Origin of the sequence: Streptococcus sp. CSL10205-OR2 (assembly GCF_025660655.1) — a bacterium.
Taxonomy (GTDB): Bacteria; Bacillota; Bacilli; order Lactobacillales; family Streptococcaceae; genus Streptococcus.
Genome location: NZ_JAOTIN010000017.1, coordinates 1 through 26516 on the forward strand (window position 1 = coordinate 1; position 26516 = coordinate 26516).

Below are 26516 nucleotides of genomic sequence, written 5' to 3' on the forward strand. Positions count from 1 at the left end.
GGCAATAAGGGTGTTTTGTGGTAGAATAGTTAATGGACATGTTCATCTTTCCTTTATACTGTGTTTTGCGACTTTAGTATAACAGATGAATATGTCTTTTTTGTTGCACTTCATTTTACAACTGGGCTTGATTAAAAAAATAAGAATAATCGTTTAAAACCCTTGTCAAAGACTAGAAATAGTGGTAGAATTGTAATGTTGACTAAATGCACATCCCGTGCAACCGCGCGACTATTGTTTTAAGTAGATATAATCTCACAATACAAGGCGAGTCTTCACAAAAAATTATAGGAGGTGCATCATGAGCACATATGCAATCATTAAAACTGGTGGCAAACAAGTTAAAGTTGAAGTTGATCAAGCGATTTACATTGAAAAACTTGACGTTGAAGCAGGAGCAGAAGTTACTTTTGACGAAGTTGTTCTTGTTGGTGGCGAAAAAACAGTTGTTGGAACACCATTAGTATCTGGCGCAACAGTTGTTGGAACTGTTGAAAAACAAGGGAAACAAAAGAAAGTTGTTACTTTCAAATATAAACCTAAAAAAGGTAGTCACCGTAAACAAGGTCACCGCCAACCATATACAAAGGTTATCATTAAAGCCATCAACGCTTAAAAAGGAATAACACATGATTAAAGCAACCATATCAAAATTATCTAATGGCGATCCTGTTAACATTAAAATAATGGGCCACGCTGCCAGTGGAGAATATGGCCACGATGTCATGTGTGCAGCTGTATCTACTCTATCAGTTAATTTGATTAATTCTTTAGAGCATTTAGCAGCTTATATTCCAAAGTATCGTATTAATGATATTACAGGTGGTGAGATGATTATTGACTTTTCAAATCTTGACACCACATCTAATAAAGAAATCATTCAACTTTTATTTGAATCATTTCTACTTGGGATGACTAAACTTTCTGAGGACTCCCCAGAATATGTCAAAACAAGCGTCATGACAAACTAACAAAAGAGAGGAAATAACATTATGTTAAAAATGAATCTTGCTAACTTGCAACTTTTCGCCCACAAAAAAGGTGGAGGATCTACTTCAAACGGACGTGATTCTCAATCTAAACGTTTAGGAGCTAAAGCAGCTGACGGACAAACTGTTACTGGCGGCTCAATTCTTTACCGTCAACGTGGAACACACATCTATCCAGGTGTTAACGTTGGACGTGGTGGAGATGACACACTTTTTGCTAAAGTTGAAGGTGTTGTTCGCTTCGAACGTAAAGGACGTGACAAAAAACAAGTTTCTGTCTATCCAATTGCAAAATAATAAGACATTAATAAAAACTTTCTCTGTTTTTAGAGAAAGTTTTTTCTTTACTTAAAACTTGACATTTTTTCAATAGTTATCTTATGGTATAATAATGTCAGATATTTTTAAAAGACTTGTCAAAGAAAGGTTTTTAAAAGACCAAATGAAGAAAATACATTTTATTAGTATAGGTATTGTTCTAATTATTTTAGACCAATTGAGTAAGTTATGGATTGTTTCTAATATTTCTCTTGGTGAGGTTAAATCATTTTTACCAGGAGTATTTAGTTTAACTTATTTAAGGAATTACGGGGCTGCTTTTTCAATTCTTCAAAATCAACAATGGTTTTTCTTTGTGATAACTATTGCTTTTCTTGGAGTTGCTACTCGCTTTTTTATTAAGTCAAAAGACCATCAAATCATCACTCGAATCGGACTCTTATTAATTCTATCAGGTGGTATTGGTAATTTTATTGACCGTTTGCGTTTAGGATATGTTGTAGATATGATTCAGTTGGATTTTATGGATTTTGCCATATTTAACCTTGCTGATTCTTATTTAACTGTCGGTGTCCTTGTTCTTGTTTTAGCATTATGGAAAGAAAATTAAAATGAAATTAATCATCAAAGAAGCAGGTCATCGTCTAGATAAGGTACTTGCTGATCATACTGAATTATCTCGTGCACAAGCCAATGAAGAAATAAAAAAGGGAATTGTTACCGTTAATGATAAAAAGGTTAAGCCAAAATACGCTGTCAAGATCGGTGATGTGGTCACTTACGAAATTCCCAAAGAGATTGTTTTAGAATATGTGGCAGAAGATATTCCTATTGAAATTATTTATGAAGATGACGATGTAGCAGTAGTCAATAAGCCTCAGGGAATGGTTGTTCATCCTTCTCATGGTCACCCATCAAAAACACTTGTTAATGCTTTATTGTTTCATATTAAAAATTTATCAAGCATTAATGGTGTCATTAGACCTGGAATTGTTCACCGGATTGACAAAGATACTTCTGGATTATTAATGATAGCTAAAAATGATAATGCCCATCAATTACTAGCACAAGAATTAAAAGACAAGAAGTCCTATCGCCATTATCTGGCCATTGTTCATGGTAATCTTCCTAACGATCGTGGTGTTATTGAGGCACCTATTGCAAGAAGTGACAAAGATCGTAAAAAACAAGCAGTCAAAACAGGTGGTAAACCTGCACTGACAAGATTTGAAGTTTTAGAGAGATTTGGGGATTATACTTTAGTGTCCTTGACGTTAGAAACAGGGAGAACTCATCAAATTAGAGTTCATATGGCTTATATTGGTCATCCTATTGCTGGGGATCCTTTATATGGACCAAGAAAAACACTAAATGGTCATGGACAATTTTTACACGCTAAAACCATCGGTTTTACTCATCCAAAAACCAAAAAAACAATGACATTTTCTGTTGAACCACCTGAAATTTTTCAAAAGACCTTAAAACAACTGAGAGATTTAAATGGTTAGAATCATTCACTACATTTATGATTTCTTATAAAAAAATAAAAAAAGACTTGTTAAAAGTTAGATAATGTGATATTCTTTTATAAAAATAAGATCCTTTAAAATTGTCCCGTGAGGCAATCAAGGTGAGCATAAAAAAAGCATAGGTCCCCTTATGCTTAGATTTTTTCTGTGGTCTCCTTGAAAAAGGAGACTTTTTTAATAGAAAAAAAGGAGACAAAGAGTGAAAAGCAAAAAAATTGTTGATGATATCACGATGCAACGAGCCATCACGCGTATAACTTATGAAATCATTGAACGCAATAAAATCCTTGACAACATTGTTTTAGCAGGGATAAAAACACGTGGTGTTTATATTGCACAAAGGATACAAGAGAAATTAAATCAGTTAGAAGGTATTTCTCTTCCTGTAGGTGAAATTGATACCAAAGCTTTTAGAGATGATATCAAGGTGGAAGAAGATACTACAAAAATGCCAGTTGATGTCACTGATAAAGATGTCATTTTAGTTGATGATGTTCTCTACACTGGTCGTACCATTCGTGCTGCAATAGATAACTTAGTTAGTTTAGGACGTCCCGCTAGAATTGCTTTGGCCGTTCTTGTTGATCGTGGCCACAGGGAATTACCTATTCGAGCAGACTATGTTGGTAAAAATATCCCCACCAGTTCAACAGAAGAAATCATTGTTAAAATGTCTGAAGTTGATAATGAAGATGCAATTATTCTAAATGACCCAAGTTAAAAAAGGAGACAATAAATAATGGAAGAAATGAGATACGACGTTCATGATATGCCAAAACCGAGTTTACTTGTAGGTTTATCTTTTCAACATCTTTTTGCGATGTTTGGAGCAACGGTACTGGTACCCATACTTGTTGGTATTGATCCTGCGGTAGCACTCTTTTCAAGTGGTCTTGGAACCTTGGCTCACTTGTCTGTAACGAAATATAAGATTCCAGCCTACATGGGATCAAGTTTTGCCTATATCGGTGCCATGCAAACTCTTCTAAAAACAGATGGGATTGGAGCAGTTGCACAAGGAGCAATTACAGGTGGTTTAGTTTATTTTGCGGTGGCTCTTATCGTTCGAAAATTAGGGAATGACTGGATTGATAAAATCTTACCACCTGTTGTTGTTGGACCAATTGTTATGGTTATCGGGCTTAGCCTAGCTTCTGTTGCGGTTAATGACGTCATGTTAAAAGATGGGACTTATAACGTTAGCTATGTTGTTATTGGCTTGTTTACTTTGTTTGCTGTTATTCTCTTTAATATTTTTGGTAAAGGCATTATTGGTGTCATTCCAATTTTGTTAGGACTTATCTCAGGCTATTTGTTTTCACTTTTATTTGGTTTGGTATCAGGTCAAGAGATTGTAAGCTTTACTGAAGTGCAAACTGCTAATTGGTTTAGTTTACCAGCTTTTAATATCCCATTTTTAACCTATAGCTTAAAATTTTATCCGAGTGCCATTTTAACGATGGCACCAATCGCCTTTGTCACAATGACTGAACACTTTGGTCATGTCATGGTTTTAAACAGTTTAACTGGAAGGGATTATTTTAAGGATCCTGGTCTCGATAAAACCCTAGCTGGTGATGGCCTCGCTCAGGTTCTTGCAGGATTATTTGGAGCACCGCCAGTAACTTCTTATGGTGAAAATATTGGTGTTATGGCTCTTAATAAAATCTATTCTGTTTATGTGATAGCAGGAGCAGCAGTATTTGCCATTCTTCTCAGTTTTATCGGTAAAATTTCTGCTTTAATACATTCTATCCCAACTCCGGTTGTTGGAGGCATTTCATTAGCTCTTTTTGGTGTTATCGGTGCTAGTGGTCTTAAGATACTGATTGAGTCAAAAGTTGATTTAGATAATAAAAAGAATCTTTTTATCACAAGTGTTATTCTTATTTCAGGTATTGGTGGTTTGATAATTCAAACGCCTTGGCTTCACATTCCAGGTGTTGCAGTCTCAACCATTTTTGGAATTTTACTTTATCAAATACTACCAGAAAATGATTAATTAGTTTAGCATACGATTAAATATAAAAAAACTTCCTAGAAGATACTGTTATTTTAACAATAGTCATCTAAGAAGTTTTTTATTATTGTTGATTTGGTTTTGGATAGACAAATGTTAGAGCATCGATAAATAAAAAGACAGCAACTGTTACTAAAATAGCAGAAACAACTGAACTAACATTTAATGGTGAATTCCATAAGAAGTGAAGAAAAATTGGTAAGAAAGCCCAAGTCAATATTTTCTTTTTGGGTATTTCCTGTGACTTTGTTACTAATAAAAAAATACCCAAACATAAAACGGAGGTGTAAAGATAATGTGACGACAAAGCTCCAGAAACTCTTGAGAGAGCCGTACCAATTGTGTAGTCAATCTGTTCAGAAGCATCTGTTAAAATATAGGCAAAATCCTCAACTATTTGAAAACCAAAGCCAACTGTTAGACCAGTCATAAAAACAGTTTCTTTTTTAAAAGCTTTGAAAAAGAAAAGAATTGCAAAAGCCATTAAAGCTTTGATAGCTTCTTCGACAAAAGGAGCTGTTAGGGCTGCTTCCCAATCTTGTAGAAAGACACTATCAAAACCAAATGCCTGCAATATTGAATACGCAAGCCCATTTCCAATGCTAGAGAGCCATCCAGTGATTAGTCCTCCTGAAATGATAGAAATAATTAGGAGTTTATTAGGAACATTTAATTGTTTTTTTAAAAACCTTATGGCTAGGGAAATTGGTATAATATAAATAGCTAGTAAGAGAGTGCTAAAAAGAATAATCATTTGATTGATTGCTGAACCATCATAGCCTATTAAAGGGAATAATTCAAAATCAATTCCATAGACGATTAAAAAAAGCCAGATAGAAGCTGCTATTTTTTGTTTATTAGTTAAAATTGGCATTTGTTTTCTCCTTAATAGATTAAGATATAGTTTAGCAATATCTGACTTTATTGTCAAATTAGTTTTTTTGAAAAATGACATCAAAATAACAATTATTTTTTTAAATTTTTATCAGTTAATGATTGACTTTTATTTTTAAAAAAAGTATACTTGTATTAAATAAACAATACAAAGGAGACAGATATGTCAAGAAAAAGTAAAGGCGGTTCTAAAAAAAAGAAAGTCCTTTTTATCTTATTGCCAATTTTAGTTTTAGGTCTTATTTTAGCAGCATATTTTTGGACTCAAAGCCAAAGTTCAGTTGTTGAAAACGATGAAAAGCCTCCTTATACACTTGCTGAAGTTACCGAGGGTTCAATTGCTTCTAGTACCTTGTTGTCAGGAACAGTGAAAGCTCTTAATGAACAATATGTTTATTATGATCCTTCTAAAGGTGAAGTGGCAACCTTTGATGTTGCTGTTGGTAATACTGTTGAGCCTGGACAAAAATTACTACAATATGATACTACAGCAGCTCAAGCTGAATATGATCAAGCAGTCAGAGCTTTAAATAAAGTTGGACGTCAAATTGAAGAAGTCAGAACTGGTGCAGCCAATGCTCAAGCGCTTGAAGGTCAAGAAGGACAAGAAGGTGCTGTTTCTGGAAGATCTGTAGATAGTCAACTTAATGACTTATATGATGCCTATGCAGATGCACAAGCAGTAGTTAATAAAGCTCAAGAAGCTCTTAATCAAACGATTATTGTTAGTGATGTTAGTGGAACAGTTGTAGAAGTCAACACATCGGTTAATCCTTCAAAACAAGGTGGACAAGTTCTAATTCATATCGTTAGTGAAGGGCAATTACAAGTTGAGGGTAATTTAACCGAATACGATTTGGCCAATATTAAAGTTGATCAAGATGTTAAAATCACTTCAAAAGTTTATCCAGATCAATCATTTACCGGTAAGATTAATTATGTTTCAAACTATCCAACAGAAGCCGCTAGTGGTGCTGGTGAGCAGTCATCAAGTTCTTCAACTTATCCATTTAAAGTTAACTTCACAAGTGATGCCAATAGTTTAAAACAAGGCTTCAAGGTAAGTATTGAAGTTGTAAATAATGAGAAAAATAAACTTGTTCCAGTGACTGCCATTGTCACTGAAAAAGATAAAAACTACGTTTGGGTTTTTGATAAAGACACGAGCAAAATTTCTAAAGTTGAAGTGACTACTGGAAAAGCTGATGCCATTTATCAAGAAGTAACTGGTGGTATAGAGGCTGGTCAAGTTGTTGTTGACTTCCCTTGGGATGATTTTAAAGAAGGTCAAACCATTGATGGTGACATCGCTGTACCGTATGATGATGAAGTAGAGGAAAAGGCTAGTGAGTAAAGAAAATACCCTTATTAAATTACATAAGATTATCAAGAGTTACCATAATGGTGATGAAGAGTTACAAGTCTTAAAGGGCATTGATTTAACTGTTGAAAAAGGTGATTTTTTAGCCATTATGGGTCCATCAGGATCAGGAAAATCGACATTGATGAATATGATTGGTTTACTAGATAGACCAACATCAGGTGAGTATGAATTAAACGGCCAATATGTTGATGATTTATCAGAGAAAAAATTAGCAGAAGTTAGAAATAAAGAATTAGGTTTTGTGTTTCAACAATTCTTTTTGCTATCAAAATTAGATGCTGTTCAAAATGTTGAACTTCCTCTTATCTATGCTGGTGTTCCTTCAACCAAACGTAGAAAAATGGCTGAAGAACTCCTTGAAAAAGTTGAATTGTCAGATAGAAGAGGCCACTTACCATCTGAACTTTCGGGTGGTCAAAAACAAAGAGTCGCTATCGCCCGTGCTCTTGTTAATAACCCATCATTAATTTTAGCAGATGAGCCAACTGGTGCTTTGGACACAAAAACAGGTCAACAAATCATGGACTTATTGACTACCTTAAATAATGAAGGTAAGACGATTATCATGGTTACTCATGAACCTGAAATTGCGGCTTATGCCAAGCATACCATTGTTCTTCGAGATGGTGAAATTGTTGAAGAATGGACTAAACAAGAAGAAGTGAAGGAGGAGTAATTTATGGAACATTGGAGATTTGCTCTGACTTCCATTTTGAGCCATAAAATGAGGTCTCTTTTGACCATGCTTGGTATCATTATCGGTGTAACATCAGTTGTTATTATCATGGCACTTGGTCAAGGAATGAAAGATCAAGTGACAAGTATTTTCACTTCAGATCAACAAGACATTCAGCTTTACTATGAACCTAATTCAGATGATTTAGAAGTGGAAAATTTTGAGGATTTCAAACCTCCTCAAGTTAAAGAAGAATGGATTCAACAAATTGTTGCTGAAATTGATGGTATCGATAACTATTTTGTCACTAATTCAACAACTTCTGATATTAATTTTAAGTCTAAAAAAGCAGAAAGTATTAATGTGAGTGGTGTCAATCAAACCTATTTTGATGTGAAAGAATTAGAGATTGTTGCTGGACGTTCATTTCAAGCGATTGATTTTCAAAAATTCTCTCGTATTATAATGATTGACACTAAACTAGCAGAAAAACTTTTCGATAGTCCAGAAAGTGCTCTAAACCAAGTGGTTTCTGTCGGTGATAAAGCCTATCTAGTTGTTGGAGTCTATAAAGAACAAGTAGATGAGTCAGGAATAGTTATGGGTATTCCAACCGATGGCACTGCCATTATGGCAAATACTCAGTTAGCCGCAGAGTTCAATGTTGAAGAAATCGCAATGATTTTCATTCACGTTGATAATGTTCAAAACGTTTCTATTTTAGGTGAAGAGGCTGGTCAAAAATTGACCAATTTATCAGGAGCTCAAAATGGTTCTTTTAAAACCTATAATTTAGAAGAGGTTTTAAATAACATTAGTGAAGCTTTTGGTGTTATGACAATGGTTATTGGTTCTATTGCTGGTATATCACTGTTGGTTGGCGGAATTGGTGTTATGAATATTATGTTAGTTTCTGTTACTGAAAGAACAAGAGAAATTGGTCTTAGAAAAGCCTTGGGAGCAACAAGGGGAAACATTTTGACCCAGTTTTTAATTGAGTCTATGGTATTAACCATGCTTGGTGGTTTGATTGGTTTAGTCATTGCATATTTAGTAACAGCCATTATTGACCAATCATTGCCTGATATGCATCCTAGTGTTTCTTTAACGGTAGCTATTGGTAGTATTCTCTTTTCTGCATTTATCGGTATTATTTTTGGTATTCTTCCAGCAAATAAAGCTAGTAAGCTAGATCCGATCGAGGCTTTAAGATATGAGTAAGCTAACTAAAAGGCAAGAAAAATATGAAGCATTAAAAAAGTTTTTCCATGTTTTAGGAATCATTTCTATTATTTTATCCATTGGACTCGTTATTTATCTCGTTAAAGGACTGGATATTTTAAATAATCCAGATGCCTTAGCTCAAATGATAAAAGAACACCTTTTTTGGGGATCCATTTTATTTTTCATTATACAAATTGTTCAAGTTATTATCCCCATTATTCCTGGAGGTGTGACTACAGTTGTCGGCTTTATTGCTTTTGGACCAATTGTTGGCTTTATTCTCAATTACATTGGTATTATCATCGGTAGTATTATTTTATTTACGATTACTAGAACTTATGGTCGAAAATTTATTTTATTATTTACCAAAGAAAAGCAATTAAATTATTACGAAGAAAAATTATCTAGCCCAACTTATGAATACTTTTTTATCTTAAATATGCTATCACCAGTATCACCTGCTGATGTACTTGTTATGGTAACCGGATTAACCAAAATGAGTTACCGTAAATTTATAACCATTATTTTAATCACAAAACCAATTTCCATTGTTGCATATAGTTATTTTTGGATTTATGGTGGTCATTTATTTAAAGATTTTTTCTAAAAATTTAAAGGTGTCAAGATTTTTTCTTGACACCTTTAAATTTTATGTTATAATAAATGAAGAATATTTGATATAATATTAAAAAAATAAAGAAAAGAGAGAAAAATGGCAGTTAAAATTCGCTTAACTCGTATGGGTTCAAGAAAAAAACCTTTTTACCGTATTAACGTTGCAGACTCACGTGCACCACGTGATGGACGTTTTATTGAGACAGTTGGGACTTACAATCCACTTGTAGCAGAAAACCAAGTAACACTTAAAGAAGATCGTGTTCTTGATTGGTTATCTAAAGGTGCACAACCTTCTGATACTGTTCGTAGCATTTTCTCAAAAGCTGGAATTATGAAAAAATTCCACGATTCTAAATTTACGAAGTAAGGCCTATGGATACAATAGAAAATCTTATTATTACAATTGTGAAACCTCTTATTTCACATCCAGAAAATTTCTCAATCAAAATTGAAGACACTCCTGAATTTTTGGAGTACCATCTTGATTTAGATGCTAATGATGTTGGTCGCATTATAGGCAGAAAAGGGCGTACAATTACAGCAATAAGATCAATTGTCTATTCTGTCCCAACACAAGGTAAAAAAGTTAGAATTGTTATCGATGAAAAGTAGTAGCTTGTCTACTACTTTTTATTGTGAAATGATTAATTTGGAATAAAAAGAATCAGCTAGGAACTATAATAGACAATCTTGTTTATTATAATCTAAAATGATAGAATGAATAAAACAAGATAATTGGAGTCGCTATGAACTATTTTAATGTTGGGAAAATTGTAAACACACAAGGTCTAAAAGGTGAAGTACGTGTTTTGAGTGTGACTGACTTTGTCTCTGAAAGGTATAGAGTTGGGAGCCAGTTGGCACTTTTTGACAGAAATAATCAATTTGTGAGAAATCTTGAAGTGGCAAGCCATCGTCAACATAAAAACTTTGACATCTTGAAGTTTAAAGATCTTTATCACATTAATGACGTTGAGAAATTCAAGGATTTTTCTTTGAAAATAGCTGAAGAGTTATTAACACCTCTTGCCTCAGACGAATTTTACTATCATGAAATCATAGGTTTGTCTGTTTATGAAAAAGATAACTACATTGGTGAGATTAAAGAAATTTTACAACCTGGTGCTAATGACGTTTGGGTTGTTAAGCGAAAAGGAAAAAAGGATTTATTGCTACCTTACATTCCTTCTGTTATTTTATCAGTTAACTTATCAGATAAAAAAGTAGAGGTTGATATTCTAGAAGGACTAGATGATGAAAATTGATATTTTGACCTTATTTCCAGAAATGTTTGCCCCTTTAGAACATTCGATTGTTGGGAAAGCTCAAGAAAAAGGTTTAATCACAATTGATTATCATAATTTTAGAGAAAACGCTGAAAAGGCTAGACATGTTGATGATGAACCCTATGGTGGCGGTCAAGGAATGCTTCTTAGGGCTCAACCGATTTTTGACACTATGGCAACGATAGATACTCAAAACGCTAGAGTTATCCTATTAGACCCAGCAGGACGTCAAATGTCTCAATCCTATGCTGAGGAATTAGCTAAAGAAGACAAGCTAATTTTTATCTGTGGTCATTATGAAGGTTATGATGAACGCATCAAAACATTAGTGACAGATGAAATTTCCTTAGGTGATTTTGTTCTAACAGGCGGAGAATTAGCTGCTATGACCATTATAGATGCTACCGTTAGGCTTATTCCTGATGTGATTGGTAAAGAATCTAGCCATCAAGAAGATAGTTTTTCTTCAGGTTTATTAGAGTATCCACAATACACTCGTCCTTATGATTTTAAAGGGATGACAGTTCCTGATGTTTTAATGAGTGGTCACCATGAAAACATTAGAAAGTGGCGTTTAAAAGAAAGTCTAAGAAAAACTTATGAGAGACGTCCCGACTTATTAGAAACTTACTCTTTGTCAACAGAAGAAGAAACTATGTTAAGAGAAATTAAAGAAGAAATAAAGTCACCTCAGTCAATTAATGAGGAATAAAATTAGACAGATATGGTGGAGAAATAATGCTTTCAAAAGAAAATCTATATGATATAACAATTGTAGGTGGTGGACCTGTTGGTCTGTTCACGGCTTTTTATGCTGGTTTACGTGGTGTTCGTGTAAAACTGATAGAAAGTTTATCAGAACTGGGGGGTCAACCAGCTATTTTATACCCGGAAAAAAGGATTTATGACATCCCAGCCTATCCTTCAATTTTAGGGAAGGATTTAGTCACTAATCTGATAAAACAACTTGATTTAGTTTCAGACAAAGTGACCATTTGTTTAAAAGAAGAGGTACAAACATTTGAAAAAAATGACGATGTTTTTGTTATAAATACCTCAAAAACTAGTCACTATTCTAAAACCATTATTTTTGCCTGCGGCAATGGTGCTTTTTCACCAAGAAAATTAGGATTAGCTCACGAAGAAAACTACGAGCAAACAAACCTTTTTTATCACGTCAAATCACTTGAGCAATTTAAAAATAGAAATATTGTTATTTGTGGTGGTGGTGACTCAGCAGTAGACTGGGCTTTGGAATTAGAAAAAATAGCAGAGAGTGTTACACTTGTTCATCGTCGTGATCAATTTCGTGCTCATGAACACAGTGTTGAACTTTTGAAAAAATCATCTGTTAAGCTTTTAACGCCTTTTATTCCTGTATCTTTTGAAGCTAAAGAGAGTGTTATCAGTCAACTTAATATTCAAAAAGTTAAAGATGATCAAATAATTGGTCTACCATTAGATGATTTAATCGTTAGTTTTGGGTTTACAACATCAAATAAAAATCTTAAAAATTGGCCTATTGATAGTCAAAGGACAAGTATCAAGGTTTCTTCGACTTTTGAATCTACTTTAGAAGGTGTTTTTGCCGTTGGTGATGCAGCAACCTATGAAGGTAAACTTTCACTTATTGCTACTGGATTTGGAGAAGCGCCTTTGGCAGTTAATCAAGCTATTAAACTGATTTATCCAGAAAGAGATAATCGTGTGGTTCATTCGACTAGTTTGATAACTGAGTAAGCAACTTATCTAACTGGATTAGCAATGATATGTAATAACTTTAAGAAGTTTCTGAAATATGCTATAATAAACAGGAATTGTATGTAAGGAGAAAAAGATGGAAATTGTTCGTCAAAAAGAATTTGTAAACCAATACCATTATGATGCTCGTAATTTAGAGTGGGAAAAAGAAAATGGTACACCAGAAACTGCAGTTGAAGTAAAATTTAAACTGGTTGAAAAAAATATGGAAAAAACACAAACAACAATTGTGTCTACGCTTCAATTTATTATTGTTCAAGAAGATTTTGTTGTGAGTGGCATGATTTCACAATTAAATCTCATTAAAGATCGTATTATCAATCAACCAAATGAATTTACTCAAGAAGAAGCTAAGGATTTGGCTTCTCCGTTACTTGATATTCTCAAAAGATTAACTTATGAAGTATCAGAGATTGCTCTTGATAGAGCTGGTTTGAATTTGGAGTTTTAATCAATGAAATTAGCTGTAATCACTGACTCATCAGCATTTTTAGATGAAAGTCTCAAGAAAAAAGACAATGTTTTTGTACTAGATATTCCAGTAATCATTGATAATGAAAGCTTTATTGAAGGCAAGAATTTAGAGATTGAAGAATTCTATCAAAAATTAGAAAAAGCCAATGATTTTCCAACAACAAGTCAGCCTAATCTAGCAGATTTAGATGATATTTTAGCTTATGTTACAAAGGAAAACTATACTCACGTTATTGGTTTGTTTTTATCAAGTGGTATTTCAGGGTTCTACCAAAACATTCATTATCTAGTGGATGAATATAGCCATTTAACTATCAGTTTTCCCGATACAAAAACTTCAAGTTTTCCTCTAGGAATACTTGTTAAAAATACGATTAACGCTTATGAAAAAGGTCTTTCTTTTTCAGATATTGATGAAAACTTACGACAACAAATTAATCAAACAGGGGCTTATGTTATTGTAGATGATTTAAATCATTTGGTTAAAGGTGGTCGTTTGTCAAACGGTTCTGCCTTGATTGGTAATCTTTTAAGCATTAAGCCAATTATTTACTTTAATAATGGTAAACTAGAACTTTATGAGAGAGTTAGAACTGAGAAAAAGGCTCATAACCGTCTCATTGAAATTTTAAATGATGTCACCTCAAATGGTTCATTTGATGTTTCAATTGTTCATGCCAATGCTTTTGAAAAAGCTAAGAAGATAAGAGATTTAGTTTCACAATCTCATTATCAAGGTAATATTTCAATTACTCCATTTAGTAGTGTTATTGCAGCTCATTTAGGAAAAGGAGCGGTTGCTATTGCTTTTTCTCCTTCGGCTGATGATGAGTAAAATGTTCCATAAAAATAATCATTTTGTTGTAACGCATTTATTTAATCATTAAAAGATAGTTGGGAAAAATGATGAGATTAAAAACGTTGCCTTCTGAATTTCAGAAGGCTTTACCTATTTTGTCTAGGATAAAAGAAGCTGGTTATGAAGCCTATTTTGTCGGTGGAAGCGTTCGAGATGCTATCCTAGAACGTCCTATTCATGATGTTGATATTGCAACTAGTGCTTATCCAGAAGAAATTAAAAAAATTTTTCCAAGAACGGTAGATGTTGGTATAGAACATGGTACAGTCTTGGTTCTTGTTGATGAAGAAGAATATGAAATAACCACTTTTAGAACTGAAGAGGCCTATGTTGATTTTCGTAGACCTAGTCAGGTTCATTTTGTACGCTCTCTTAAAGAAGACTTGAAAAGAAGAGACTTCACCGTCAATGCTTTTGCTTTAAATAATGACTCAGAAGTCATTGATTTATTTGGTGGATTACTGGATCTAGAGAAAAAGACATTACGTGCAGTTGGTGATGCCAAGGAACGTTTCAACGAAGATGCCTTAAGAATTATGAGAGGCTTACGTTTTGTTTCAAGTCTTGGTTTTTCCATTGAAGAAAAAACATTTTCTGCCATGATGGCTAATGCCAAGCTACTTGAAAAAATTTCAGTTGAACGCATTTTTATTGAACTTGATAAATTATTAATGGCCCCTTTTTGGCGAAAAGGATTGGAACAATTGCTTTCAAGCGATGTTTATCACTTTTTGCCTGAATTAAAAAATAGTAAGGAAAGCTTACAATTAATGCTTGATGAGATGACACCTAGTTTTCAGTTTGAAACGTCTGAACAGGCTTGGGCAGATCTCGTAATGAGCCTTCAAGTAAAAAGTATTAAGAACTTTCTAAAAAAATGGAAAACGTCCAATGACTTTCAAAAAGCTGTTGAAAATCTTATTGCCATTTATCAAATTCGTCTTAAGCGTGACGTTTCAAGACAAGATGTTTATCGATTTGGTAAAGATACTCTCTATCAAGTTGAATCGTTACGAGAAGCTAAGAGTTTAACATATGACCGTGAAAGAATAAGTAATTTAGATAGCGAACTTACTATCCATGATAAAAGTGAAATAGTTGTCAATGGACGTCAACTCATGGCTCAATACCAGCTATCTCCTGGTCCAAGACTTGGAAGGATTTTAAACGACATTGAAACAGAAATTGTTGAAGGCCATTTAGAGAATACCCAAGAGGAAATTTTCCGTTTTGTTGAAAGGAGATTAGTAATTGAGTGATTTTTTAGTAGACAATCTGACTAAAACGATTGGTGACAAAACAGTTTTTCAAAAAATTTCTTTTATGATTCATCCATTTGATCGCATCGGTATTATTGGTGTTAACGGCACTGGAAAAACAACTCTTTTAGAAGTTATTTCTGGAGAATTAGGTTTTGATGGCGATGTTTCTCCTTTTTCTCATGCTAATGATTATAAAATAGCTTATCTTAAACAAAATCCAGTTTTTGATGACTCAAAAACAGTGCTAGATACGGTTTTATCAGAAGACCTAAAAGAAATGAGATTAATCAAAGAATATGAAGGTCTGATGATGGATTATTCTAATGATAATCAAGAACGCTTAGAAAAAGTCATGTCTGAAATGACTGCCATTGATGCTTGGTCCATTGAAAGTGATGTTAAAACAGTGCTATCAAAACTTGGCATTAACAATCTTAATCAAACCATTTCACAATTATCTGGTGGTCTTAAAAGACGTGTTCAACTGGCTCAAGTGCTTTTATCTGATAGTGATTTGTTATTACTTGATGAACCAACCAATCATCTTGACATTGATACCATTTCTTGGTTAACAGACTATCTAAAAAATAGTCAAAAAACAGTTTTATTTATCACCCATGATCGTTATTTTTTAGATGCCATCTCAACTCGTATTTTTGAACTAGCCAATGCTTCTTTAACAGAATATCAAGGAAATTATCAAGACTATGTTGGCTTAAAGGCGGAGCAAGACGAAAGAGAAGCTAGTAGCCTCCATAAGAAAAAACAACTCTACAAACAAGAGTTAGCTTGGATGCGTACTCAACCTCAAGCCAGGGCGACAAAACAACAAGCTCGAATAAATCGTTTTGAAAAACTAGAAAAAGAAGTAAAAAACAATGCAGCATCAGACAATTTAGAAATAAATTTTGAAACCACACGAATTGGCAAAAAAGTCATTTCTTTTGAGGAGGTCTCTTTTTCCTATCCTGATAAACCTATTATCTCAGACTTTAATTTATTGATTCAAAATAAAGACAGGATTGGTATTGTTGGTGATAACGGTGTTGGCAAATCAACCCTGCTTAATCTGATTTCAGGAGATATCACACCAAGTTCAGGTCATTTATCTATTGGTGAAACGGTTAGAATTGGCTATTTCTCCCAACAGATTAAAGGAATGGATAACAATAAACGTCTCATTACTTATTTACAAGAAGTGGCAGATGAGGTTAAAACAAAAGTTGGTGTGACAAGTGTCAGTGAATTATTAGAACAATTTTTATTCCCAAGATCAAGTCATGGCACCTTGATTTCCAAATTATCAGGTGGCGAGAAAAAACGCCTTTACTTGTTAAAACTTCTCATTGAAAAACCAAATGTTCTCTTGTTGGATGAACCCACCAATGATCTTGATATTGCTACCTTAACTGTTCTTGAACGTTTTTTACAAGGCTTTAGTGGACCTGTCATTACTGTTAGTCATGACCGCTATTTTCTTGATAAGGTGGCAACTAAGATCTTAGCTTTTGAAGATAATACCATTAAAGTATTTTATGGTAATTACACAGATTATCTTGATGAAAAAAACTTTCAAATTCGTTTAAAAGAAGAACAGCAAAAAAAAGTGGCATCCAAAACAAAATCAGATAGTAAGCCAGAAACTGTTAAAAAGAGAATGTCTTACTTTGAAAAACAAGAATGGGAAACGATTGAAGACGCTATAGAACAACTTGAAGAAAGTATTACACAGATAGAAAAACAAATGTTAGAGGCTTCTAGTGACTATAGTCAATTAGCTAAACTTCAAAAAGAACTAGACGAAAAAAATGAAGACCTTCTTGAAAAATATGAGCGTTATGATTATCTCAGTCAATTGAGTCAATAAATGTTTTGTTATATCTTTTCATAACTATTTCAGCCCACTTGATGGGCTTTTTTGTTATAATATTAACTAAGAAAGTGAGAGATGGATGAGGAAATGAAATTATTATACACTGATATTTATAACAACATGTCTGGTATTTTAGCAAAAAAAGCTCATGAATATGCGTTAAAAGGAAAAAGGGTTTTTTATATTGCGCCAAACTCTCTGTCCTTTGAAAAGGAACGGTTAGTTCTTAGCCTACTACCTGAACAAGCTTCCTTTGCTATTACGATTACACGTTTTACGCAAATGGCGCGTTATTTTACACTTAATAATACGGTTAAGTCGACCAGTATTGATGATATTGGTCTTTTTATGCTTTTTCAAAAAACCTTATCACAATTTTCTGAAGAGGATTTACCTATTTATGGCCTTTTAAAGAAAGATCCAAATTTTATTGAACAGTTAGTCAATCTATATCAAGAACTAAAGACAGCCAATATGAGTTTATTAGAACTAACTGAGCTAGATAATCTAAAATTTCAAGACTTATCAAAGATTTTTACGGCTTTAGAAGAAGAGCTTTACAATAATCATTTTGAAAGTATCTCTCCAATCAGTCTTTTTTCAAACCAAGTGGCTTCTGGTTTTCTTGATGATGCTTTAGCCGATGTTGTGCTTGTTATTGATGGTTTTACAAGATTTTCTGCTGAAGAAGAGTTTCTTATTCAGTTATTAGAAGAAAAGACTAGTGAGATTATTATTGGAACTTATGCCAGTCAAAAAGCCTATCGCTCCAACTATTCAGAAGGTAACATCTATCAAGCCGGCGTTGATTTTCTAAGACACTTGGCGTCTTTATTTTTGGTGAAACCAGAATATATTGCAAAGACCTCACAAACTTTTTTTGCCAATCTCTCACGAACAGTTGAGAGTTATTATGATTTCTCCAAAACGCCTCTAGAATTAGCAATTTCAAACGACTCTCCAGTTACTATCTGGGAAGTCTCTCATCAAAAAGAAGAAGTAGAACAAGTCGCAAAAGCGATTCGGTCAAAACTTCACGAAGGTTATCGTTATAAGGATATTTTAGTCCTCTTAGGAGATGTTGATAGTTATCATCTTTATGTTAAAACTATTTTTGATAAGTATCAGATTCCCTTTTATCTTTCAAAACCAGAGTCAATGAGCCATCATCCTCTTGTTCATTTTATTGATGCACTTGAGCGATTGAAACGTTATCGTTTTAGGGCAGAAGATCTTCTTAATCTTCTCAAGTCAGGTCTATTTGGTCAGTTTTCACAAATGGAGCGTGATCTTTTTGAGCAATACATTAATTATGCTGATATTAAAGGAAAGGCTGCTTTTTCTCGTCAATTTATCTATGATAATGCAGGACAATTTGATCTTGAAAAAATAAATGACATTAGACACCGAGTGATGTCCCCTTTACTGACTTTTTTTAATAGTCAAAGTAAAACTGCAAAAGGATTACTAGATAATCTCATGACGCTGTTAAAAGATGTCCAACTAGATTGGCATTTAGAAAACATTGCAAAGACCTCAACCCAAGAAGAAGCGGAGAAACATCAAGAAGTTTGGAAGACTTTCGCTCATATCTTAGAACAATTCCAACTCATATTTGAAAATGATAAATTGGATTTAGCTTCTTTTCTAAGTTTTCTTAAGATTGGGATGTTATCTGCCAATTATCGTATAGTACCAGCTACGTTAGATGTTGTTAATGTGAAATCATTTGATTTAATAGAACCTCATACCAATCAATTTGTATTTGCTATTGGTCTTAGCCAATCTCATTTCCCAAAATCATCTAAAAATACAAGTCTTATCACAGATGAAGAGAGACTGGCCATTAATCAAAGTGTCAAAAAAATAGCTCGTTTTGATATTCCAAGTCAAGAAATGATGAAAAAAAATCATCTTGTCGCTTTGTCTCTTCTCAATGCTGCTACAAAAGAATTGGTTCTTTCTAGCCCAAGCATAATAAATGACAGTCAAGAAATGTCATCTCCATACTTACAAGTTCTTAAACAGATTGGGCTTCCTGTTATTGAAAAAAATAAAGACCTAACAACTATCAATCCAGATGATTTGGGAAGTTATAGTGGTCTATTAAATAGATTGGTTGATTTTTATCAGGAGGACATTCAAAAAGAAGATTTGAGTAAGGATGAGAGTACTTTTTGGTCAGTTGCTGTTCGTGTTTTGAAGAAAAAACTAGCAAAAGAAGATCTATTTTTACCTAGTCCAAACGAGGATTTACATGTTGCTCCTTTAGCAGAGGATACTTTAGCGATTAAGTTTCCAAAAGACAAGCAGTTGCAATTATCTGCGTCAGCTTTAACTGACTTTTATGAGAATGAATATAAGTATTTTTTGAAATATGTTCTTGGTCTAAAAGAACAAGCTTCCATTCATCCCGATGCCAGTCAACATGGTAATTTTCTACATCGTATTTTTGAATTACTGATGGCTGATAAGAGTTCTAATCACTTTGATGACAAATTGTCTTTAGCCATTAACAAAGTGAGTCTTGAACCTATTTTTATGTCTCTTTATCAACAAGATACGAAAAGTGAGTTTTCAAAAGCTATTTTACTTGATATTGCTAAAGAAACAGCTGTTGTTTTAAAAGATAATCCTGCTATTGACGTGATAGCTCAGGAACTTGTTTTTGGAGCTGATAATCAAAATACTCTTGACTTGGGTGATGGTAGATTGGTTAATATTAAAGGAAAAATTGATAGACTAGATTATTTTTCAAAAACGGATAGTTATGGCGTGGTTGATTATAAATCAAGCGATAAAAAATTCAATTTGGCTGATTTTTACAATCGCTTAAGCCCGCAACTTATCACTTATATAGCTGCATTAAGAAATGCCAAGGAATTTGAGCAGATAACAAGTATTTTTGGCGCTATGTATCTCCATATGAAAAATCCAATCCTTTCACTTGATCACACAAAATCTCTTGAAGATGTTTTATCTAAATCCGTTGAAGAATTAAAGTATAAAGGATTATTTGTAGAAGAAAAAAGTCAAGAATTAAGCCAACTCTATGCCAATAAACGCTCCACTTTTTCAGAAAATGATTTAGAGATTATGATAGCTTATAATGAAAAACTGTACAAAGAAGCGGCAATGAAAATTTTATCAGGGCATTATGCTATTAATCCATACACAAAAGACAATAAGTCAGTTTCTGGTGAACAGTTTAAAGCCATTACTCGTTTTGAAGCTAATCAGCATTTATCAAATGCTCGGCAATTGAAAACTTTTCCACGCGCTAGTCAACAACAATTAATTCTAGAACAATTGAAAGGAGAGATTGAGAAATGAAGCAGCTTCCCTTTTTAACAGCTGATCAGATAAGAACATTGCAAGATCAAGAAAAAGTTTCTGATAAACAGCAAAAAAGAACAAGCGAACAAATAGAAGCAATATATAGCAACGGTCAAAATATCTTAGTCTCAGCCTCTGCTGGTTCTGGAAAAACCTTTGTCATGGTTGAACGTATTCTTGATAAACTAAAAAGAGGTATCGGCATTGAAGAACTCTTTATTTCAACTTTTACAGTTAAGGCTGCAAATGAATTAAAAGAGAGATTGGAAGCAAAATTAACAAAGGAAATAAAAGAAAGTATTGATGATGAGAGTCGCAGACACTTGTCTTTACAAATTGCAGCACTCCAACATGCTGATATTGGGACAATGGATGCTTTTACTCAAAAAGTAGTTAGTCAATATGGCTATTTATTAGGTATTTCACCACAATTTCGTATTTTGCAAGATAAAAGTGAGCAAGATATTTTAAAACATGATGTTTTTGACGCTTTATTTGAGAAATATATGACTGGTGATAAGGCTAGCTTGTTCCAGAAATTAGTCACTAATTTTTCTGGGCAAAGAAAAGATACTAAGGGATTTTACCAAGTGATTGACGCCATTCATCAATTTATCCAATCTACAAGCGATCCCATCCAGTGGCTAAATTTGACGTTTGATAAGGGTACTAAAAAATATGTCAGCATCCAGGATTTACCAAGTACTGTTATTGAAAAATTTATCGAAGAAATGTACAGTGTTGCTAATCAATTGGAAGATTTAACACTTTTACCAGAATACAAGCAAACTACCAAGCAAGGAACTCCCACAGCTGTCTACAAAAAACATCAAAAGCTTTTTACTGCTTTAAGAGAGTCAGCCTATGAAGTGGAAAATGATTATAATAGCATTGATTTTTCACAATTAGCCCTAACGATTGAGGCATTATTACCAGCTGGAAATGAAGTGACTATTGCCGGGCAAAAATATAGCCTATATGCTTCGTTGCACCAATTTATTAATCAATTCAAACATATTGAAACTATTATTCGTTATCAAGAACAAGCCTTACCTTTAATTGCACTTTTAAAAGATTTCATGATTGATTTTCATTCTGACTACTTGATGCGTAAAAAATTTGAAAATGCTTTTGAATTTGCTGATATCAGTCATTTTGCCATCCAGCTTTTGGAAGAAAATGAAGTTGTTCGTCATAGCTTTCAAAAAAAATACCATGAAGTTATGGTTGATGAATACCAAGATACCAACCATAGTCAAGAAAAAATGCTAGAATTGTTATCTTCTGGTCATAATCGCTTTATGGTAGGTGACATCAAGCAATCGATTTATCGTTTTCGTCAGGCCGATCCACAAATTTTCAATCAAAAATTTAAAGATTATCAACAAAATCCAGCAAATGGTCGTCTCATTTTACTCAAGGAGAATTTCCGTAGTCAAATGGAAGTACTAGATGCGACAAATGCTATCTTTAGACGGTTAATGGATGAAAAAGTTGGAGACATTGACTATAATGACACACATAGCCTCTTAGCAGGTAGTAAAGAACAGTTGTTAGCTAGTGAAGAAAACCAGACAGAACTTTTAATCTATGATACAGATAGTAGTTTAGATGAAACTGATAATGATGATTTAACTGTTTTTGAAGTTGAACTGGTAGCAAAAGAAATTATTAGACTTAGAAATGAGAAAAATGTTTCTTTTAATGACATTACGCTTCTTGTATCATCTAGAACACGTAACAATGCCATTATAAGAAGTTTTGAAAAGCACGGTATTCCTCTTGTTTCTGATGGTGGTGAGCAACATTATCTTCAATCTGTTGAAGTTATGGTCATGTTAGATACCTTAAGAGTCATTGATAATCCCTTAAATGATTATGCCCTTGTCGCTCTTTTAAGATCACCAATGTTTTCTTTTGACGAAGATGAAATGACACGGATTTCACTTCAAGGAAAAAGTAATAAAGATAAGTCTTATTTATATGAAAAACTCTTATTAGCACTTAATAAAAAAGGGGCTTATCCTGAATTAATCAGAGAAAAAGATTATCAAAAACTAAAACGATTTTATCAAACCTTAGAGTCATGGCGTCACTATACAAAAACGCATGGATTGTATGATTTGATTTGGAAAATCTACCAAGACCGTCATTACTATGAATATGTTGGTCTCTTACCAAATGGTGAGCAAAGACAAGCCAATCTTTATGCTTTAACAACCAGAGCAGATCAATTTGAAACAACTGGTTTTAAAGGTCTATCTCGTTTTATTAGAATGATTGATAAGATTATTGAAACCGAAAATGACTTAGCTGATGTAGAAGTGGTGGCACCAAAAGAAGCTGTTAGCCTAATGACCATTCATAAAAGTAAAGGACTACAATTTCCATACGTATTTATTCTCAATATGGATAAACGCTTTGACAAAAGAGATGAAACAGCACCGATGATTTTAAGTCGTGATAATGGTATTGGTATCAAATTCTTAGCTGATATGAAAGAAGAATTTGGTAATAAGACACCATTACCTCATCTTTTAGTTTCAATGAAAACATTAGCTTATCAGCAAAATCAGCAAGAATTAACCTTGGCAAGCTTATCAGAACAAATGCGTTTACTTTATGTTGCTATGACGCGTGCTGAGAAAAAGCTTTATCTGATTGGTAAAGGAAGCCAAGAAAAATTAACTAATCGTTTTGATGGACAGGAAAAAAATGGTAAATTAACAGCCTCAAGTAGAGAGCGTTTTGCCAGTTTTCAGGATTGGGTCTTAGCAGTCAAAGAAGCCTTTCCCAACACTTCAAAAACTGTTAAGGTTCAATTTGTAGAACAATCAGAACTAACACCAGATAAAATTGGTCAAATCAAACAGGCAAATCCAATTCCTATAAATGATTTAGAACATAATCGTCAAAGTCAGGAGATCAAACGAGCACTTGACATCATGGAAAATGTAGATAAACTAAATAAACAATATGAAGCAGCTATCAATCTACCAATGGTTAAAACACCAAGTCAAATAAAAGCTTTTTATGAACCGATTATAGAAACCAGTGAGATGGCTGTAATGACAAAATATCAACCAGCTGTTGATTTTAGTTTTCCTGAATTTTCAAATCAAAAAAGTGTCACAGCAACTGAGATAGGCTCTGCAGTGCATGAATTAATGCAACGCTTACCAATCACAAAAGAGCTAACAACTGAACTTGTTAAAGAAACGCTTACCTATGTTGATGCTTCTGATGCTGTCAAAGCAAAAATTGACATTGCAAAAATTCTAAGCTTTTTTACAACAGAACTTGGTCAACTTATCATTAAAAATCCTGATAAATTATACCGCGAAGCACCTTTTGCGATGTTAGAAATAGATCCTTTAAGTCAAGAACCTTTTGTCATTAGAGGTATTATAGATGGCTTTATCAAATGGAATGATAGAATTATTTTGTTTGATTATAAAACAGACAAGTATCAAGATGCTGAGGTTATTAAACAACGTTATCAAGAACAGATGACTCTCTATGCCAAAGCACTTCAAAAATCTTATCAAATTGAAACAATTGAAAAGTACTTAGTCTTATTAGGTGGAGAAACCTTAGAAGTCGTTAAATATTAAAAAGAAGTTGCTTAAGCAACTTCTTTTATATTATAACTTTAATTCTGAATAGAATAGGTCAAGGGATTTAGCCACAGACTCATTTGTTAAAAGACCACGGTAGATATTAACCCCCTTATAAAGTGCTTTATTATCTTTTATGGCTTGTTCAACACCCTTATTTGCAATTTCAATAGCATAAGGAAGTGTCACATTGGTTAGTGCGATAGTTGATGTTCTTGGAACAGCACCTGGCATGTTGGCAACAGCGTAGTGGGTAACACCATTCACCACATAAACAGGTTCATCATGAGTGGTTGAATGATCAGCAGTTTCAATAATACCACCTTGGTCAACCGCAACATCAATGACGACAGCCCCTTTTTTCATAGAGGCAATCATATCACTTGTTACAAGTTTAGGAGCGCGTGCACCTGGAATTAAAACGGCACCAATAAGAAGATCGGCTTCTTTAACTTCTTTAGCGATATTAAGTGGGTTTGACATCAAAGTTTGAATGCTATTACCAAATTGTGTGTTTAATTCAGCTAAACGTTTAGGATTAACATCTAAAATGGTCACATCAGCACCTAAGCCAACTGCCATTTGAGCTGCATTGGTACCAACGACACCACCACCTATAATCACAACTTTTCCTTTTTTAACGCCAGGGACTCCACCAATTAAAATACCAAGACCATCATTGATTTTTGTAAGGTAGTGTGTACCAATTTGTACTGCCATACGTCCAGCAACCTCACTCATTGGGTTAAGTAGAGGTAAGAGACCTTCTTTTTCAACAGTTTCATAAGCAATCGCAATTATGTTGCTATCTAGGAGAGCTTTTGTTAATTCAGGGGCAGGGGCTAAGTGAAGGTAGGTAAAAAGGATAAGACCTTCTTTGAAAAAAGCATACTCTTCTTTAAGAGGTTCTTTAACTTTAATAACAAGGTCAACATCCCAAGTTTCCTTAGCAGAATCAACAATTTTTGCTCCCTGCTCAATATATTCCTCATTAGTAAATCCAGATCCTAAACCTGCATTTGTTTCGATAAGCACTTCATGCCCGTTTTGTTTTAAGGATAGGACACCAGCAGGTGTCAAACCAACACGGTTTTCATGTATTTTAATTTCTTTTGGAACACCAATAATCATATATTCATCCTTTCATATAGTTATCTATCTAAATATTTTACACTATCTGAGAAATCAGTCAACTATCAATACAAAGATAAAAACATTTTGTTTTCTAAAATCATTTTTTTACTCACTCATATCATTTTTAGAATTTCAGGAAGTTGCCATTTTGACTAAAAAAGGGTATACTTCTAAGTGACTATTTAAATGAATGGGGAAAATATTTTGTCAGATAAAATAAGAGTATTACTATACTATAAATACACACCAATTGAGAACGCACAAGAGTATGCAAAAGAACATTTAGCTTTTTGTAAAAGCATTGGCTTAAAAGGTCGCATCATTATTTCTGATGAGGGTATCAATGGTACCGTTTCAGGTGATTATGAAACCACTCAAAAATATATGGATTATGTTCATAGTGATGAGCGTTTTGCTGATTTGTGGTTTAAGTATGATGAAGAAAGAACAGATGCCTTTAAAAAAATGTTTGTTCGCTACAAACGTGAAATTGTCCATTTAGGACTAGAAGACGATGTTAATCCTTTAGAGTTGACTGGGAAATACCTTTCACCAAAAGAATTTAAAGATGCGATTCTTGATGAGAACACTGTTGTTATTGACGCACGTAATGATTATGAGTATGATCTTGGTCATTTTCGTGGGGCAGTAAGACCAGAAATCAGAAACTTTAGAGAATTACCAAAATGGATTAGAGACAACAAAGAAAAATTCATGGATAAAAAAATTGTCACCTACTGTACGGGTGGTGTTCGTTGTGAAAAATTCTCTGGCTGGCTATTACGTGAAGGTTTTGAAGAAGTTGGTCAATTACATGGTGGTATTACCACTTATGGTAAAGACCCAGAAGTTAAGGGTGAGCTTTGGGATGGACAGATGTATGTTTTTGATGAACGTATTGCTGTTCCAATCAATCAAGTAGATCCTAAAATTGTCGGTGTTGACTGGTTTGACGGAACACCTTGTGAACGTTATGTTAATTGTGGCAACCCATTTTGTAACCGTCAGATATTAACGTCTAAAGAAAATGAAGACAAATACTTACGTGGTTGTTCAAAAGAGTGCCGTCGTCATGAAAAAAATCGCTACATTACTGAAAATGGTTTGACTAGACAAGAGTGGGAAGAAGCACTTAACAAGATTGGAGAATCGTTAGAAGTAACAGCTTAAAAAATGGGCTCTTTGTCAACTGTAGTGGGTGACTATTCATCAAGATCGGGAGAGAATCACATTGATTCTCTCCCTTTTAATGTTCAAAGCGATGAGAATTTTTGTTTTAAAGTTGTTAAAGTTTCTAAACC

Annotated in this window: 24 protein-coding genes, 2 pseudogenes and 1 other annotated feature; of the genes and pseudogenes, 24 read left to right on the top strand and 2 right to left on the bottom strand. The window is 33.7% G+C overall.

What is annotated here, in order from left to right; all coding sequences use genetic code 11:
• Positions 1–211 precede the first annotated feature (211 nt).
• Positions 212–285, top strand: a sequence feature (ribosomal protein L21 leader region).
• Positions 286–301: 16 nt separating this feature from the next.
• The 7 genes from rplU to N7659_RS07515 all read left to right on the top strand — a co-directional run bounded on the left by rplU (position 302) and on the right by N7659_RS07515 (position 4799).
• The gene (gene rplU / locus N7659_RS07485; RefSeq protein WP_199567288.1) at positions 302–616 is read left to right on the top strand and encodes a 50S ribosomal protein L21; all 315 of its coding nucleotides are present in this window, start codon (positions 302–304) and stop codon (positions 614–616) included.
• Between the two features lie 13 nt (positions 617–629).
• Entirely contained in the window at positions 630–971 is a 342-nt protein-coding gene (locus tag N7659_RS07490) for a ribosomal-processing cysteine protease Prp (RefSeq protein WP_263276534.1), read from the top strand.
• Positions 972–992: 21 nt separating this feature from the next.
• Entirely contained in the window at positions 993–1286 is a 294-nt protein-coding gene (gene rpmA, locus N7659_RS07495; RefSeq protein WP_018369751.1) for a 50S ribosomal protein L27, read from the top strand.
• Positions 1287–1431: 145 nt separating this feature from the next.
• Positions 1432–1878, top strand: coding sequence for a signal peptidase II (gene lspA / locus N7659_RS07500; protein ID WP_263276552.1), 447 nt, complete (start codon positions 1432–1434; stop codon positions 1876–1878).
• A gap of 1 nt (position 1879) precedes the next feature.
• Positions 1880–2776: an RluA family pseudouridine synthase gene (locus N7659_RS07505; RefSeq protein WP_263276535.1), complete on the top strand. Its 897-nt coding sequence runs from the start codon at positions 1880–1882 to the stop codon at positions 2774–2776.
• 220 nt (positions 2777–2996) lie between these two features.
• Positions 2997–3518 carry a bifunctional pyr operon transcriptional regulator/uracil phosphoribosyltransferase PyrR gene (gene pyrR / locus N7659_RS07510; RefSeq protein WP_263276536.1) on the top strand — a complete coding sequence of 174 codons (522 nt, stop codon included), beginning with the start codon at positions 2997–2999 and terminating at the stop codon, positions 3516–3518.
• 18 nt (positions 3519–3536) lie between these two features.
• On the top strand, positions 3537–4799 hold the full coding sequence (locus N7659_RS07515) for a uracil-xanthine permease family protein (RefSeq protein WP_263276537.1): 1263 nt from the start codon (positions 3537–3539) through the stop codon (positions 4797–4799).
• An 82-nt stretch (positions 4800–4881) separates the two neighbouring features.
• On the opposite strand, the gene N7659_RS07520 is transcribed toward N7659_RS07515, so the two are convergent.
• The gene (locus tag N7659_RS07520) at positions 4882–5691 is read right to left on the bottom strand and encodes a PrsW family glutamic-type intramembrane protease (protein WP_263276538.1); all 810 of its coding nucleotides are present in this window, start codon (positions 5689–5691) and stop codon (positions 4882–4884) included.
• 183 nt (positions 5692–5874) lie between these two features.
• Here N7659_RS07520 and N7659_RS07525 point away from each other — a divergent pair, with 183 nt between their 5' ends.
• From N7659_RS07525 to addA, 16 genes and pseudogenes are all read left to right on the top strand, one after another.
• Positions 5875–7065 (top strand): efflux RND transporter periplasmic adaptor subunit, encoded by a 1191-nt coding sequence (locus tag N7659_RS07525; RefSeq protein ID WP_263276539.1) that lies wholly within the window; start codon positions 5875–5877, stop codon positions 7063–7065.
• A complete protein-coding gene (locus N7659_RS07530) occupies positions 7058–7771 on the top strand; it encodes an ABC transporter ATP-binding protein (RefSeq protein WP_263276540.1) in 714 nt (237 codons plus the stop codon). The genes N7659_RS07525 and N7659_RS07530 overlap by 8 nt, the downstream gene beginning before the upstream one ends.
• Positions 7772–7774: 3 nt before the next feature.
• Positions 7775–8992 (top strand): ABC transporter permease, encoded by a 1218-nt coding sequence (locus N7659_RS07535; protein WP_263276541.1) that lies wholly within the window; start codon positions 7775–7777, stop codon positions 8990–8992.
• Positions 8985–9602 (top strand): VTT domain-containing protein, encoded by a 618-nt coding sequence (locus tag N7659_RS07540; protein WP_263276542.1) that lies wholly within the window; start codon positions 8985–8987, stop codon positions 9600–9602. Before N7659_RS07535 ends, N7659_RS07540 begins: the two co-directional genes overlap by 8 nt.
• A gap of 105 nt (positions 9603–9707) precedes the next feature.
• Positions 9708–9980 (top strand): 30S ribosomal protein S16, encoded by a 273-nt coding sequence (gene rpsP, locus N7659_RS07545; RefSeq protein WP_199574992.1) that lies wholly within the window; start codon positions 9708–9710, stop codon positions 9978–9980.
• Positions 9981–9985: 5 nt separating this feature from the next.
• Positions 9986–10225 carry a KH domain-containing protein gene (locus N7659_RS07550; RefSeq protein ID WP_199567300.1) on the top strand — a complete coding sequence of 80 codons (240 nt, stop codon included), beginning with the start codon at positions 9986–9988 and terminating at the stop codon, positions 10223–10225.
• A gap of 134 nt (positions 10226–10359) precedes the next feature.
• Positions 10360–10878 (top strand): ribosome maturation factor RimM, encoded by a 519-nt coding sequence (gene rimM / locus N7659_RS07555; RefSeq protein WP_263276543.1) that lies wholly within the window; start codon positions 10360–10362, stop codon positions 10876–10878.
• Positions 10868–11611: a tRNA (guanosine(37)-N1)-methyltransferase TrmD gene (gene trmD, locus N7659_RS07560; RefSeq protein WP_263276553.1), complete on the top strand. Its 744-nt coding sequence runs from the start codon at positions 10868–10870 to the stop codon at positions 11609–11611. The genes rimM and trmD overlap by 11 nt, the downstream gene beginning before the upstream one ends.
• 26 nt (positions 11612–11637) lie before the next feature.
• A complete protein-coding gene (locus tag N7659_RS07565) occupies positions 11638–12639 on the top strand; it encodes an NAD(P)/FAD-dependent oxidoreductase (RefSeq protein ID WP_263276544.1) in 1002 nt (333 codons plus the stop codon).
• A gap of 97 nt (positions 12640–12736) precedes the next feature.
• Entirely contained in the window at positions 12737–13111 is a 375-nt protein-coding gene (locus N7659_RS07570) for a DUF1149 family protein (protein ID WP_263276545.1), read from the top strand.
• Between the two features lie 3 nt (positions 13112–13114).
• Entirely contained in the window at positions 13115–13969 is an 855-nt protein-coding gene (locus N7659_RS07575) for a DegV family protein (RefSeq protein WP_263276546.1), read from the top strand.
• Positions 13970–14040: 71 nt separating this feature from the next.
• Positions 14041–15252, top strand: a complete 1212-nt coding sequence (locus N7659_RS07580) for a CCA tRNA nucleotidyltransferase (RefSeq protein ID WP_263276554.1) — start codon at positions 14041–14043, stop codon at positions 15250–15252.
• A pseudogene (locus N7659_RS07585) lies at positions 15245–16829 on the top strand (ABC-F family ATP-binding cassette domain-containing protein); the annotation flags it as partial. The gene N7659_RS07580 and the pseudogene N7659_RS07585, both read left to right, overlap by 8 nt.
• A 74-nt stretch (positions 16830–16903) precedes the next feature.
• Positions 16904–17122 (top strand): annotated as a pseudogene (locus tag N7659_RS08235) (ABC transporter C-terminal domain-containing protein); the annotation flags it as partial.
• A gap of 93 nt (positions 17123–17215) precedes the next feature.
• Entirely contained in the window at positions 17216–20461 is a 3246-nt protein-coding gene (gene rexB / locus N7659_RS07590) for an ATP-dependent nuclease subunit B (RefSeq protein WP_263276548.1), read from the top strand.
• A complete protein-coding gene (gene addA / locus N7659_RS07595; protein WP_263276549.1) occupies positions 20458–24078 on the top strand; it encodes a helicase-exonuclease AddAB subunit AddA in 3621 nt (1206 codons plus the stop codon). The genes rexB and addA overlap by 4 nt, the downstream gene beginning before the upstream one ends.
• A gap of 30 nt (positions 24079–24108) precedes the next feature.
• Here addA and ald read toward each other — a convergent pair whose 3' ends face one another.
• A complete protein-coding gene (ald, locus tag N7659_RS07600; protein WP_263276550.1) occupies positions 24109–25212 on the bottom strand; it encodes an alanine dehydrogenase in 1104 nt (367 codons plus the stop codon).
• Between the two features lie 207 nt (positions 25213–25419).
• Here ald and N7659_RS07605 point away from each other — a divergent pair, with 207 nt between their 5' ends.
• Positions 25420–26385, top strand: a complete 966-nt coding sequence (locus tag N7659_RS07605; protein WP_263276551.1) for a rhodanese-related sulfurtransferase — start codon at positions 25420–25422, stop codon at positions 26383–26385.
• Positions 26386–26516 lie beyond the last annotated feature (131 nt).